Origin of the sequence: Pedobacter sp. AK017 (genome assembly GCF_014200825.1) — a bacterium.
GTDB lineage: Bacteria > Bacteroidota > Bacteroidia > Sphingobacteriales > Sphingobacteriaceae > Pedobacter > Pedobacter heparinus.
Genome location: NZ_JACHCW010000006.1, coordinates 91,275 through 105,507, shown reverse-complemented (window position 1 = coordinate 105,507; position 14,233 = coordinate 91,275). Strand labels below are relative to the sequence as shown.

General features: G+C 41.0%; 15 protein-coding genes. 9 read left to right on the top strand and 6 right to left on the bottom strand.

The annotated features are described in order from the left end of the window. Nucleotides 1-51: 51 nt before the first annotated feature. Together HDC92_RS10145 and HDC92_RS10140 are read right to left on the bottom strand one after the other, a co-directional pair. A complete protein-coding gene (locus HDC92_RS10145; protein ID WP_221270955.1) occupies nt 52-336 on the bottom strand; it encodes a hypothetical protein in 285 nt (94 codons plus the stop codon). Between the two features lie 124 nt (nt 337-460). Continuing rightward, nucleotides 461-1,198, bottom strand: coding sequence for a ThuA domain-containing protein (locus HDC92_RS10140; protein ID WP_012780979.1), 738 nt, complete (start codon nt 1,196-1,198; stop codon nt 461-463). 253 nt (nt 1,199-1,451) lie between these two features. Here HDC92_RS10140 and purN point away from each other — a divergent pair, with 253 nt between their 5' ends. The 7 genes from purN (at nt 1,452) to rodA (ending at nt 9,304) form a co-directional block, all read left to right on the top strand. Further along, the gene (gene purN / locus HDC92_RS10135; protein WP_012780978.1) at nt 1,452-2,030 is read left to right on the top strand and encodes a phosphoribosylglycinamide formyltransferase; all 579 of its coding nucleotides are present in this window, start codon (nt 1,452-1,454) and stop codon (nt 2,028-2,030) included. Nucleotides 2,031-2,069: 39 nt separating this feature from the next. Further along, nucleotides 2,070-3,596 carry a bifunctional phosphoribosylaminoimidazolecarboxamide formyltransferase/IMP cyclohydrolase gene (purH, locus tag HDC92_RS10130; protein ID WP_183874239.1) on the top strand — a complete coding sequence of 509 codons (1,527 nt, stop codon included), beginning with the start codon at nt 2,070-2,072 and terminating at the stop codon, nt 3,594-3,596. A gap of 87 nt (nt 3,597-3,683) precedes the next feature. Continuing rightward, the gene (locus tag HDC92_RS10125; protein WP_012780976.1) at nt 3,684-4,706 is read left to right on the top strand and encodes a rod shape-determining protein; all 1,023 of its coding nucleotides are present in this window, start codon (nt 3,684-3,686) and stop codon (nt 4,704-4,706) included. A gap of 45 nt (nt 4,707-4,751) precedes the next feature. Next, complete coding sequence (gene mreC / locus HDC92_RS10120) at nt 4,752-5,588, top strand: rod shape-determining protein MreC (protein WP_012780975.1); 837 nt, start codon at nt 4,752-4,754, stop codon at nt 5,586-5,588. Then, on the top strand, nt 5,581-6,096 hold the full coding sequence (locus tag HDC92_RS10115; RefSeq protein WP_012780974.1) for a hypothetical protein: 516 nt from the start codon (nt 5,581-5,583) through the stop codon (nt 6,094-6,096). Before mreC ends, HDC92_RS10115 begins: the two co-directional genes overlap by 8 nt. Further along, nucleotides 6,096-8,042 carry a penicillin-binding protein 2 gene (mrdA, locus tag HDC92_RS10110; protein WP_183874237.1) on the top strand — a complete coding sequence of 649 codons (1,947 nt, stop codon included), beginning with the start codon at nt 6,096-6,098 and terminating at the stop codon, nt 8,040-8,042. Before HDC92_RS10115 ends, mrdA begins: the two co-directional genes overlap by 1 nt. Beyond that, nucleotides 8,039-9,304 carry a rod shape-determining protein RodA gene (rodA, locus tag HDC92_RS10105; RefSeq protein ID WP_183874235.1) on the top strand — a complete coding sequence of 422 codons (1,266 nt, stop codon included), beginning with the start codon at nt 8,039-8,041 and terminating at the stop codon, nt 9,302-9,304. Before mrdA ends, rodA begins: the two co-directional genes overlap by 4 nt. Here the strand turns inward: rodA and HDC92_RS10100 are convergent. Next, nucleotides 9,297-10,280, bottom strand: coding sequence for a hypothetical protein (locus HDC92_RS10100; protein WP_183874233.1), 984 nt, complete (start codon nt 10,278-10,280; stop codon nt 9,297-9,299). The genes rodA and HDC92_RS10100 overlap by 8 nt on opposite strands. Before the next feature lie 98 nt (nt 10,281-10,378). Between HDC92_RS10100 and HDC92_RS10095 the strand changes: the two genes are divergently transcribed. Continuing rightward, nucleotides 10,379-10,960, top strand: a complete 582-nt coding sequence (locus HDC92_RS10095) for a thymidine kinase (protein ID WP_012780970.1) — start codon at nt 10,379-10,381, stop codon at nt 10,958-10,960. A 56-nt stretch (nt 10,961-11,016) separates the two neighbouring features. Next, on the top strand, nt 11,017-12,138 hold the full coding sequence (locus HDC92_RS10090; RefSeq protein ID WP_183874231.1) for a lipid II:glycine glycyltransferase FemX: 1,122 nt from the start codon (nt 11,017-11,019) through the stop codon (nt 12,136-12,138). A gap of 205 nt (nt 12,139-12,343) precedes the next feature. On the opposite strand, the gene HDC92_RS10085 is transcribed toward HDC92_RS10090, so the two are convergent. The 3 genes from HDC92_RS10085 to HDC92_RS10075 form a co-directional block, all read right to left on the bottom strand. Then, a complete protein-coding gene (locus HDC92_RS10085) occupies nt 12,344-12,874 on the bottom strand; it encodes a ferritin (protein ID WP_012780968.1) in 531 nt (176 codons plus the stop codon). 103 nt (nt 12,875-12,977) lie between these two features. After that, a complete protein-coding gene (locus HDC92_RS10080) occupies nt 12,978-13,343 on the bottom strand; it encodes a hypothetical protein (RefSeq protein ID WP_012780967.1) in 366 nt (121 codons plus the stop codon). Between the two features lie 105 nt (nt 13,344-13,448). Next, the gene (locus tag HDC92_RS10075; protein ID WP_183874228.1) at nt 13,449-14,117 is read right to left on the bottom strand and encodes a class I SAM-dependent methyltransferase; all 669 of its coding nucleotides are present in this window, start codon (nt 14,115-14,117) and stop codon (nt 13,449-13,451) included. Between the last annotated feature and the right edge of the window lie 116 nt (nt 14,118-14,233).

Sequence of the window (14,233 nt, the reverse complement as noted above, 5' to 3'; positions counted from 1 at the left end):
CGGCATTTACAAAATGCTGCCAGCAATGAATAGTATCGTTTAAAGGAATACCTACCTTCTAACCTCCAGACTGGAATACCAGTTTACCGGCTGAGATCTTAACCTAAATCCATCACTTTCTACATGATAAAGAATCAACGGGATACTAAAATCAACCAATCGGTCCATTTTCATAGAAAGGGATTCTGAAAAATCCAGGCTCGAGATCCCTTCTTTCAGATACACATAGATCACTGTAGCGGTCTTAAACTCAAAACGTTCAATCTTTCCCGGCCATTCTGCCCTGATCCTGCTAAGAAAAGCCGGAATTTTCTTTTTTTCTTTTAGATCTTCCATACGCTTAAAGAATTGATTACCTATAAAAATAACAAATTGGGCCGAAAAACAGCAACTGTAACAAACCCTATACAAAAAATTTCCTTTTTTATATTTGCAGTGGGCATTTCAACCAGCCTACTGTTTAATCCATATTTTTTTTATGCCGCAATACCGACCATTCAATACCCTGCTTTAACAATTTCCTGTAATTGGGATTCTTGAAGGCTTCCGGTCCATGTCCCAATTGGATAAACAGGACATCAGTGCGACCATAAGTATTGATCCATGCGATGTAACGGGAACTCCCCGGATGAGTGGTACTAAGCAATGGCCTGATATTTGGCTGCGTACCAAAATGCCCATATACTTCATCGTAGATTTCGAAATCTTTAAGCCCTCTGGTAACAGGGTGCTTAGGGCTTTCTATTTTCACCGGGATAATGACATCGTGCTGGTAGCTCGATTTTATGGTATCACCATTTACAAGTGTTGCCTGCTCATAATATTTACCCCCAATGATCTTTTGAAATTCATCCCAATCCTGGTAAGATACCAAAGAATGGTGCAGAAATAGCATTGCCTTTCCTTTCTTTAACAATTGCTGATAAGCCTGTTTTTGTGATGCAGTAATAGAATTGTACATATCATAAAAAACAAGTGCATCATATTTGTCGACAGCTGCTGAGGCGATCAGTGCATTGGCTGCCGGTTGTTCCAGTTTATCGTAACTAATATGACTACCTAATGAATCAAACATCTGGTAAAACGGTACCTGCTTAAATCCATGTCCCCCGGTAATGATCAGGATGTGTATCTTTTTCTGCGCAAAACAAGTCCCACAAATGATGCACAATATAATGGTTATACCTAGTTTTTTCATAATTGTGAATTTAACAATAATGCTGGTGTTCCACCATCTTTTATTTGTATTTGATTGTTTTTTCCATTTCAGTTAAGGTAATGGAAGGCCGGGATACTGTGGGGATAAAAGGTACTTTTAACCCTTAAAAGCCCAACAAACCTTCGGAAATTCCTAATCAGCCCGAAAACTATTTCAAATTGTGATAAATTTTTATCTTTGGACACCAATAAATGGGCCTATTATTGCTATATAGCCTAAAAACCATCTCTATATGAAAAAGCGCATCGCCATATTTGCCTCAGGATCAGGATCAAATGCTCAAAAACTTATGGAACTTTATAAAAAAAGTCCTGATGTGGAAATTGCACTTGTGCTGACCAACAATCCCGATGCCTATGTATTACAGCGCGCAGATAACTTTGAGATCCCTTCACATATTTTTGATAAAAAGGAATTTTATCAAACAGACAGCGTGATTGATATGCTTAAAAACTTAGAAATAGACCTGATTGTACTGGCCGGTTTTCTATGGCTGATTCCTAAAAACCTGATTGCAGAATATCCGGGCCGCATCATCAACATTCATCCCGCATTGTTGCCCAAATATGGTGGTAAGGGCATGTATGGCGACCATGTACACCATGCCGTGATGGCAGCCGGAGAATCCGAAGGGGGCATTACCATACACTATGTGGATGAAAATTATGATGAAGGCGAATACATTTACCAGGCACGTTATAAAATTGAAAAAGACGACAATCTGGAGATGGTCAAATTTAAAGGACAGCAACTTGAACATCAGCATTATCCGCGTATAATTGACTCAATTGTCAGGAAGATAAAAAAGTAAAAAATAAATCTTAATTTTGCGGCTCAAAATTTTTCACCAATGAGTCAATCTAAAAAGATCAAAAACGCTTTAATTTCAGTTTATTATAAAGATGGTTTAGAACCTCTGGTTCGTTTACTTGCCAGCCAGGGTGTACAGCTATTCTCTACCGGAGGTACAGAACAGTTTATTAAAGACCTCGATATACCTGTTACTGCTGTTGAAGACCTTACCGGCTACCCTTCTATTTTAGGAGGACGTGTGAAAACTTTGCACCCTAAAGTTTTTGGTGGCATTTTAAACCGCAGGGCACTCGGATCGGACCAGGAGCAGATTGCCCAATATGAAATACCTGAAATTGATCTGGTTATTGTAGATCTTTATCCATTTGAAGAAACTGTTAAAGCTGGTGGTTCTGAATCAGAGATCATCGAAAAAATAGATATAGGCGGCATTTCATTGATCAGGGCTGCAGCCAAGAACTTTAATGATGTGGTGATCCTGGCTTCTAAAGATGATTATTCCACTTTACAACAACAGCTGGAAGCACAAAATGGTGAAACGACTTTAGCCCAGCGTAAGGCTTTTGCTAAAAAAGCATTCCATACCTCTTCTAACTACGACACGGCCATCTTTAATTATTTTAATACAGAAGAACCACTTACAGTATTTAAACACAGCATTGCACAGGCACAGACGTTAAGATACGGCGAAAATCCGCACCAGCAAGGCGTGTTTTATGGTGATCTGGAAGCCATGTTTACCAAGCTGAATGGTAAAGAGCTTTCGTACAACAACCTGGTTGATGTAGATGCAGCCGTTGCCTTAATTGATGAGTTTGAGGAGCCTACCTTTGCCATCTTAAAACATACCAATGCCTGCGGTGTGGCTTCAAAACCAAACCTGCTGGATGCATGGAATGTGGCTTTGGCCTGCGATCCGGTATCGGCATTTGGCGGTGTGCTGATCGCCAACAGGGAAATTGACCTGGCTACGGCTACCGAGATCAATAAATTATTTTTCGAAGTATTGATCGCCCCATCTTACCAACCTGAAGCAATTGAGCTGTTTCGCGCTAAAAAGAACAGGGTGATCTTGCAGCGTAATGATGTTGAACTGAGCAAAAAACAGTTCAAGACTTTATTGAACGGCGTGATTGAGCAGGATAAAGACCTGATTATTGAAGGCCCTGAACAAATGAGCCCGGTAACTGATAAGGCGCCGACCACACAGGAATTAAAAGACCTTTATTTTGCCAACAAAATTGTAAAACATACCAAATCAAATACCATTGTATTTGTTAAAAACGATCAGTTACTGGCTAGCGGTGTAGGCCAGACTTCAAGAGTTGATGCTTTAAAGCAGGCTATTGTTAAGGCCGATGCCTTTGGCTTTGACCTGAAAGGTTCAGTTATGGCCTCGGATGCCTTTTTTCCTTTCCCTGATTGTGTAGAAATTGCTGCCGAAGCAGGGATTACTGCCATTTTACAGCCGGGTGGTTCTATTAAAGATGCCGATTCTGTAAATATGGCCAATGAAAAAGGAATTGCCATGGTTACTACAGGTGTAAGACATTTTAAACACTAATTTATTTATCCACGAATACAATAAAAAGCCGTAGTTTTACATTACTATAGTACACAGAATTATTAATACTTAAATTATCACCTATAAATGGGTTTATTTAATTGGTTTACACAAGAGGTTGCTATCGATTTAGGCACGGCAAACACCTTGATTATACATAATGACAAAGTAGTAGTTGATGAACCTTCAATAGTTGCTTTTGACAGACAGACAAATAAAATTATTGCAATTGGCCGGCAGGCCATGCAGATGGAAGGTAAGACCCATGATAATATCCGTACCGTCCGTCCGCTTAAAGACGGCGTGATAGCAGATTTCAATGCTGCTGAAGCCATGATCAAAGGAATGATCAGGATGCTAAACGGTGGTAAAGGCTGGATGTTCCCTTCGCTGAGAATGGTAATCTGTATCCCTTCAGGAATTACAGAAGTTGAAAAGCGTGCGGTAAGGGACTCGGCAGAGATTGCCGGTGCCAAAGAGGTTTACCTGATCCATGAGCCTATGGCTGCTGCAGTAGGCATTGGGATTGATGTAGAAGAACCAATGGGAAACATGATCATCGATATAGGTGGTGGTACTACTGAAATAGCAGTTATCGCCTTATCGGGTATTGTGTGCGACCAGAGTATCCGCGTTGCGGGTGACAATTTCGACTCCGATATTGTAAATTACATCCGTCGCCAGCACAACATCATGATTGGCGACCGGACTGCCGAAAAAATTAAAATAGAGGTTGGTGCTGCATTGCCTGAACTGGCAGATCCACCGGCAGATTTTGCCGTTCAAGGTCGTGACCTGATGACTGGTGTGCCTAAGCAGATTACCGTTTCCTATACCGAAATAGCACATTGCCTGGATAAATCAATCTCTAAAATTGAAGAAGCTATCCTTAAAGCCTTAGAGATCACGCCACCCGAGCTTTCTGCTGATATTTATCAGACAGGTATTTACCTGACAGGTGGTGGAGCATTGCTGCGTGGTTTAGATAAACGTGTAGCGGCTAAAACCAAACTGCCCGTACACGTTGCCGAAGATCCGCTTCGTGCCGTGGTACGCGGAACAGGTATAGCTTTAAAAAACATTGGCGGTTTTAAATTTTTAATGCAGTAAAGTTTGGGTTAAACCCAAACTTTACTGCCTAAACTGTAAATCAAAATGCGTAACCTTTGGATTTTCATAAACAGATATAACGCATTTTTTCTATTCATTATCTTTTTTGCAATTGGAATTATCCTTACCGTAAAAAACAACGCCTACCAGCGCAGTGTAACTGTTAACTCTACCAACGAGGTAGTTGGCGAGGTATACCAAAACCTGAATGTTCTGAAGAAATACATTAACCTGGGAAATGTGAACGACAGTCTTGCTCAGGAAAATGCAAAGCTGAAAACAGAACTGCTTACACTCAAAAGTATAGACAGCGCTAAAAAAATTACCGTTAAGGATACGCTAAATAATCCGCAATACACCTATTTGTCGGCCAGGGTAATTAAGAATTCCATTACACTCAGAAACAACGTCATCACTATCAATAAAGGTACCGCAGATGGGATTGCACGCAATATGCCGGTAATATCGCCGGGCAAAGGGGTAGTGGGCTTTATAATGGATGTTTCAGAACACCTGGCAACAGTACGTTCCCTACTGCACAAGGATACCAAAATAAGTGTAAATATAAAAAGTAATAATGCCCTGGGCTCATTGGTTTGGGGCATTGGCAATTCCGATTTTACAAAGGCTTATGTAAAAGAGGTACCCAATCATTTTAAGGTAAACCTGAAAGATACCATTGTAACTTCCGGTTTTTCATCTTTTCCTCCGGGGATCCCGGTAGGAATAGTGACCAATACAGCAGTACCAACGGGTGACAATTTTATGTCCGTAGAAATTAAACTTTTCAACGATTTTAGTACCTTACAATATGTGTACGTAATTCTTGATAAATATGCCGCAGAACAGAAAGAATTAGAAGCAAAATTGCCAAATGAATAGTAAATTAGTATTGGTAAACATAGTCAGGTGGTTTGTACTCCTTTTAATTCAGATCCTGTTGCTGAGGAACCTGAGCTTTTACAACATCGCTACACCCTTTGTATACATCCTGTTTTTATTATTGCTGCCCTTTGGTATCCCTAACCTCCTGCTGTACCTGATTGCCTTTATAACCGGCCTTGCACTGGATGCTTTTTACGATACCCTTGGTGTTCATACTGCTGCCTGCATAGCTCTGGCCTTTGTACGCATCCTGTTCATATCAGTAACCGTAAACCGAGATGGCTTTGATGAGCCTGAACCAACTTTAGGTAACATGGGCTTTAAATGGTTTATCATCTATGCCCTGCTCTGCACTTTTTCCCACCACCTGGTGCTGTTCTTTTTAGAAACATTCAGACTGGCAGAGTTCTCTTACACCTTGATCAGGTGCTTGTTTAGCAGTATATTTACCTTGTTTAGTGTTGTATTGATAGAATTCATATTCTATAACAGAAAGATGCGCTGATGGATAATCTGTTTGGCCGTAAATATGTAATACAGGGTTTATTCATTGCCATTGGTTTAATCTTGCTGGGTACCCTGTTTTATATTCAGATAGCGAGTGATAAATATTTTCTTTCTGCAGAATTTAACGTACTGCGCAAGATCTATACTTTTCCGGCACGGGGGGTAATATTTGATCGTAATGAAAAACCACTGGCCCAGAATGAAGCTGTATATGATTTAATGGTGATTCCCAACCAGGTAAAGGAAATGGATACATTAGCGCTGTGCAATATTATAGGTATAGATACGGTCGCTTTCAGAAAAAACCTGAAAAAAGTTTCCAACCAATCGAGGTATCAGCCAGGCATTTTTGAGCGGCAATTATCCGTCGAAACTTATGCCACTTTATCGGAACAGCTTTCCAGGTTTCCCGGTTTTTTTGTACAAAGCAGAACGATCAGGCATTATCCTGATAGTGTAGCCGCCCATTTCCTTGGGTATATTAAAGAAGTATCTTCTACCGACATTCAAAACTCTGAAGGCTATTACCGCTCTGGTGATTACATTGGTAAATCAGGAGTAGAAAAATCGTACGAGACTTTGTTAAGGGGAGAAAGGGGCGTGGTTAACATGCTGTACGATGCCCGGAATGTTCCTAAGGGAAGCTACGCAGAGGGCCGGTTTGATACTGCAGCGGTGTCTGGCGACAGGCTCATCTCTTCTCTCGACCTTAAGCTCCAGAAGCTTGGTGAAGAGCTGATGCACAATAAAGTGGGCAGCATTGTAGCCATAGAACCAGCATCCGGGGAAATCCTGGCTTTTGTAAGCAGTCCGAGTTACGACCCCAACCTGATGGTAGGCAGGCAATCAGGCAATAATTATATGAAAATATTGGTTGCACCGAACAGACCTTTCACCATACGTCCGATACAAGGTTACTATTCACCTGGATCTTCTTTCAAACCTTTGGACGCTTTGATCGGTCTGCAGGAAGGTGTTATAGACCCAAACACCACATTCAACTGTCCCGGATATTTCCGCGTAGGGAACCACACAGTAAAATGTGAGCACGTAGATGGCAATATCGCTTTGCGAAGGGGGCTTGCCAGATCCTGTAACACTTATGCCTGCTATGTGTTTCAAAAGCTGATTACACAGCGGAAATACGCAAACCAGAAGCTTGCCTATGACGACTGGCAAAAGAAGGTCAGAAAATTTGGTCTGGGCGAAAAATCAGGGATAGACCTGCCATCTGAACGTGCCGGACGTTTATACGACGCCGCCTATTATTCTAAAAAATACAGTAAATACTGGAACTTTGGCACAGTGATTTCCCTGGCCATAGGACAGGGAGAAATGGATGCTACCCCACTACAAATGGCCAATATTATGGCCATTATCGCCAACAGGGGCTATTACATTAAACCCCACCTGGTAAAAGCCATCGGTAAAGACAAGGTGATCAAAAAAGAATACGTCAAAAAGAATTACGTAGATGTGGATGCGGTACATTTTGACCCTGTAATTGATGGTATGCAGGATGCTGTAAATGCACCATGGGGAACCGCTATCCAATCGAGGATCGAAGGCATTCTGATGTGTGGTAAAACCGGAACGGTACAAAATCCACGTGGTAAAAACCACTCTGTATTTATTGGTTTTGCCCCGCGGGACAATCCAAAAATTGCGATTGCCGTAATTGTGGAAAATGCTGGTTATGGCAGCACTTACGCTGCCCCCATAGCCAGCTATATTGCAGAACAATACCTGAAAGGAAGCCTGCCTAAAAATAAACTGGCCCAGGTAGAATGGATGAAAAAACAGGTGATCCTTCCGGCACCGCCTAAGCCAAAGGTAAAACCCAAAGTAGATACAACCGACTCGACATTAAAAATAATTCCGCAGGTAATAAAGCCAGACAATAAATCAACAGAAAAAACGGTAAACAAACCCACTACAAAATGAGCAATCAGCAAAGCAACAGGTTCTTTTTTAATGTAGACTGGGTAACCGTTCTGATCTATATCGCATTGTGTGCAATTGGTTTTGTAAACATTTATGCTTCAGTATTTAACCCTGATGAGTCGGCCACATTCAACTTCGCGTCCAACTATGGCAAACAGCTTATTTTTATCATCACCGGCCTGATACTGGGTTTATCTATATTACTGCTTGATGCCAAATTTTTCAGTGTTTTCTCGCCCATCATTTATGGGGTTACCATGCTACTGCTGCTTATAGTACTGGTTGTAGGCCGCAATGTGGGTGGCAACCAGGCCTGGATCCCACTGGGCTCTTTTAGGTTACAGCCCTCTGAGCTGGCCAAATTTGGCACAGCCCTGCTGCTGGCCAGGTATATCAGCTCCTTTAACCCAAAACTCACCACCCTGAAACCAGTGCTGATGGCTGCAATAATTATTATTTTGCCCATGTGCCTTATTATGCTGCAACCGGATGCAGGCTCTATGCTGGTATTCTTATCGTTTATGTTTCCGCTTTATCGTGAAGGCTTACCAGGCTATCTGCTGGTGATTTTCTGGGGAATGGTATTGTTGTTTATTCTTAACCTTTTCCTTACCCCCTGGATACTGATCTCTGCCATTCTGGCTATTGGCGGCCTGTTCATTTATTTTAACAAAAGAAAACAGCAGAGGATGATTACCATCGGTGTAATTACCCTTGCGGCAATAGGCTATCTGTTTATTGCCAAATTAATGTTCGAGAATGTATTGCAACCGCACCAGCGTACAAGGATCGAATTGATACTTGGCCTTAAAACTGATCCACGTGGGGCAGGATATAACGTAAACCAGTCAAAAATAGCCATTGGTTCAGGACAGCTTACCGGCCGTGGATTTTTAGAAGGTACGCAAACCAAATATGGTTATGTACCTGAGCAAAGTACAGACTTTATTTTTTCTACTATCGGGGAAGAATGGGGATTTGCAGGTTGCTTCGTTGTGATTGCCTTATACCTGTTTATGCTGTTGAGGATCATCAACCTGGCAGAAAGGCAACGTTCTACCTTCTCACGTGTTTACGGATACTGCGTAGCCTGCATTATCTTTTTCCATGTATTCATCAACATCGGTATGACCATTGGAATTGTACCTGTAATAGGGATTCCCCTGCCCTTTATCAGTTATGGGGGTTCTTCATTATGGAGTTTTACCGTATTGCTCTTTATCTTCCTGAAACTTGATTCAAACAGGATGGGTTTTATTTAGAAGGAAAACGCTGGTTCAGCAGTTCATAAAACTGATCAACAGTGCCTTGTTTTGCCGCCCAGTTGTTTTTAACGGCATAGTTATTCTTTAAAAAAGCATCGGCCGTTTTAAAATCAGGCATTTTATTGATCAGTTCAATGGCCTCTGCATAAGCAAGGTTATAGCCATTAAAAAGATCTTTAATATATAATAACTTCTCATTAAGGTTGATGGCCTGTTTCAGATCAGTTATCGGCGGCTTGCTGCTGCCCTCATTAAAACTGGCAGGCTGGTGATTTTTACCCGCCAGCAGATCGTTTAAAGTCGGTTTTACCGGATTGGGTTCAATTATTTTTTCTGCTGCCTGGTCCATTAAAGGTTCTGGTGTAACCGGGAGCACAATTTTTTCCTCAACCTTATCGGGTATCAGTTCTGTTATGGGTTCAGGTTTTCCTGATGCCGGGAAAAGTTCAGGTTCTTTTTCTGTATGCGGCTCAACCCGGGTGTACATCTGCTGTTGTTTTTGCGCAATGATCTGTTCTTCTTCTTTACTTAAGGGCCTGTCAAAAATAGCATCAACTGGTTTCTCTTCAAACTCAAACTTATCGGTCTCCGGTGTTTCACTTAATATAAATTCAAACTTTAAAGGTTCCCGTGTTTCTTCATAAACCTCTTCAACAATTTCTTCAGCCTCCTGCACAGGTACTTCTTCTGTTGCTGTTACAGGTTCAGGTAAAGAAATCTCATTTTCAACCTTCTGCTGAGGTTCTTCTTTAACCTCAGCAGCCGTATGCTCAGGAATTGCTTTTATTACTTTATTGCTATTAATTTTTCTTACTATCTGAACATGATCTGATAAAAAGTTTGCATTTGCCAGAAAGAGCTCCAGTTCTAATTCATTGAGTTGCTTCGGATTTTGAGCTAAAAACTCGTACTGATCCTGAAGTTCGTTTAATATCTGCCCTACTTTTTTGAAAATATCCTCTTGGTTCATCATAACTTAATAACGGTAGAATTGATGTTTTATGTTAGTAACTTGACACTCAAAAGTACTACAAAATTTCGATATTAGCAGGCTTTAAGATCCTATTATAAATGTTATTCAGCGAACAAAATTACAGGCGGGGTGAGTATTGCGGCAGCATTGAGGTGATTTGTGGCTCTATGTTTTCGGGTAAGACCGAAGAATTGTTAAGAAGGCTAAAACGTGCGCAGATTGCTAAACTGAATGTAGAGATCTTTAAACCCAAAACAGATACCCGCTATGATGAAACCGCTGTAGTTTCGCACGATCTGAATTCCATCCAGTCTACACCGGTCGAAAACTCTGCTGCAATTCTGCTGCTGGGTGCCAATACACAGGTTGTTGGTATTGATGAAGCACAGTTTTTTGATGATAACCTGCCTGAAGTTTGTAATAAACTTGCCCAGAAAGGGATCAGGGTAATCGTTGCTGGTCTCGATATGGACTTTCAGGGCAAACCTTTTGGCCCAGTACCCGCATTAATGGCTATTGCCGAGCTGGTAACCAAGGTAAATGCAGTATGTGTACGTTGTGGAAGTCCGGCTGTATACTCTTACCGTACAGCTGCCAGTGAAAGTACGATCCTGCTAGGCGAAAAGGATAGTTATGAACCCAGGTGCAGGCATTGCTATCATTTGGGCGACATGGCTTAGGTGATTATTGGCTTATCACAATTATATTCCCGAACTTTGCAGGTTAAGCAAATGAGATGAATATTGTTATTGAGAAAAAAGACATTAAAGAAGTTTATGAAACTGCCATTATCCAGCAAACAGCATTCTGGTCTGAAGTAAAAGCCAAGCAAGGCCTGCAATCAAAAGCATTTAATTTTAAGGTAGAAGATGGAAGCATTTATACCAGTGCCTTAAACAATACCTATACCCATGCCGATTTCCTGGTACTGTTACAACCTTTAGACCGTGAACATACTGTGGCCTATGTACCATATGGCCCGGAAATAGAACCTAATGAAGAATACCAGGGCAAATTTCTGGAAGAACTTTCAGAATCTCTTCGTCCCCATCTGCCCTCAAAATGCATATTGATCAGGTACGATCTGGCCTGGCAGTCCCATTGGGCTAAAGACAATAATGATTTTGATCAGTTGGGTAACTGGAATGGACCTCCTGAAAAGAAATACCAGGAATTCCGCTTTAATTTTAACACGGTTAACTGGAACCTGAGAAAAGCAAATTCGGATATCCTTCCGTCAAACACCATATTCCTGGATCTGCAGAGCGACAGCACCCTGCTGCTCGACGCCATGAAGCCAAAAACAAGATACAACATTAACCTATCGTACAGAAAAGGGATTAATGTTAAAAAAGTAGGGATGGAGAACCTGCAGGTATGGTATGCACTGTACCAGGAAACAGCCTTGCGCAACCGCATCCATATCAACGACATTACCTATTTCAAAACGGTATTAACTGCACGCGCCGAAAATACCGCTTCACCTGCCGATGTGGAACTCTTGCTGGCTGAACTGGATGGACAGCCTTTGGCCGCAATGTTCCTGGTGATCTCTGGCAACAGAGGTACCTATCTGTATGGGGCCTCTTCTTCTTCAAACCGCAACTACATGGCCACCTACGCCCTGCAGTGGGAAGCCATGAAAATTGCTAAAGAAAAAGGCTGCATAGAATATGATTTGTTTGGTGTGGCGCCCAGGCCAGACCCTGCTCATCCCTTGTATGGATTGTATAAGTTTAAAAGTGGTTTTGGCGGACAGCTGTACCACAGAATGGGTTGCTGGGATTATCCTTTAAACAACAAGCAATATCAGCGTTTTATTGCAACAGAAATGCACAGCCAGGGTTATCACATTTAATCTAGGCATTTGGACAGTTTTTACACCTTTTTCCTGTCAGATACTTTTCACAGCATTCCTTTTTCTTTTTATCCTTTTTCTTCTTTTTATCTTTTTTCTTTGACATGGCCCCATGGATAAATTATAAACAAAAAAAGGTACATACTGTTTTGCCTGTTGCATGAGTATGTACCTTTATCACCGGAAAACCCGGGAACAATATTTATTAGGCTTCGCTGCTGTAGGTAATTTGTCCTACATGCTTGTCAATCTGCCATCTTCCCGTTCCTTCTTCGCCAATCACATCAAACAATTCAAGGGCACGACGTGCTTTGTATTCTTCTTCTCTTTGTTCTCTGAAGAACCAGTTCAGGAATTCCAGGGTTACATAATCCTGTTCTTTGTGACAACGGGCCGCAATGTTCTTAATGGATTGTGTAACGCTAATCTCCTGTTCCAAGGCCTCTTCAAAAACTTCACGGAAAGAATTGTATTCAGCTTTAACATTTGTTATTTCAGGAGAAACAGCATTGCCACCCATATCGAGTACATACTTAAAGAATTTAAGCTGGTGCATTCTTTCTTCTTCTGCCTGTTTAAAGAAATAATCAGCAGAAAAATCATAGCCATTTCTGTTGCACCATGATGCCATTGAAAGATAAATAGCCGATGAGTGTGCTTCTTTTTTTATTTGTTGGTTTATAAGTGTCTCTACATCTGAAGAGAGTAAACACTTAACACGCATGATGTCTTTCATAATACTATATATTAATTTTCTTATTTCCTTATACAAAAATACGGCTAAGAATTTACAATGGTGAAAATAAGGTTAATATGGAAAGAATCTAATTCCAGCCTGATCAGCTGATTAGGCGGCAAAGCCGGTCATGAATGATGTGGTTAAGTTCAAGCATAACGAACATGCCCTGCAACAATTCCTTCAGTTCAATGATCTGTATTAAGGACAACACATAGCAGTGATCGCAGGCACATATAAAAATGATCTCTACATCGGGCGATTTGGTGTTATCAAGCAGCATGGCCTCAATATCGATATGGTATACTGCCTTTTTTAGCTTCAATATGTTACGATAATCAAAACGGGCCAGCTTGCCTGCAAAGTCTACATACCAGCAGTTCTCGCTATCCGATTGAAAAATAGCACCGGCACTAGTACTAAACACCTCAACAAAATCGACTGAAGACTGAATGGTTAAGTTTTGCATTGATCATTATGGATTGACACAAAGGTGATTATTATTTAGATTTATTCCAAATCAACTGAAAGAATTTTGTATTTTTTTTAAAAAAATCAATTCAGGACTTATTTTTTAATCTTTTGTCGCAGTTACAAGAATAATGTCGCGGTCTACCTCATCTCCGGTATGGCTGGTGGTCAGGTCTTTTTCTTCCACTATATTTAAGATAGCAAAACCTGCTGCCTTCAAAAGCTGCTCAACTTCCATCTTCTCATATAGCTTAAACTTATATTTTGTAAAGGGCAGTCCTTTCATAAAAGCGGCTGTTGCAATGGCCAGACAAAACACACCACCAGGCTTTAACACCCGCAGCACTTCCCGGGCATACAAAAGCGGGTTCTCCCAGAAGTAAAGCGTATTTACTGTTAAAATCCTGTCAAAAAACCCGGCAGTAAAATTCAGTTGGGCAGCACTGGTCAGTTTAAAAGAAACTTGTCCGCTGCTCACTATCTTTTCATTTATTTTATGGGCTTCGGTAATCATGGTATCGGAAATATCCACCCCATAATAGCGCAAACCGGCCGCAGTGCTCATTAAATGCATGACATGTCTGCCATTACCCGGCCCTATTTCAAGCACTACATTTTTATCAACAATATTCAATGCTTTAATGGCTGCATTTGTCATGTTATTATTGGTATGCGCCATACGTTCGGCGGTTAAAATACCATCTACCCCTTCCGGCTTGCTCAGCTGGCTGGCAATATACATCAATACTTCTTCACTAAGTGCTTCTTTCATAATGAGCTGATTCTGATACAAACTTACCAACTTTTTATAATCATTCTAAATAAATAAAAAACGGTAAACCAAACTATAAATTTACATTCAATTTATAATGCAAGCACTAACTTTAC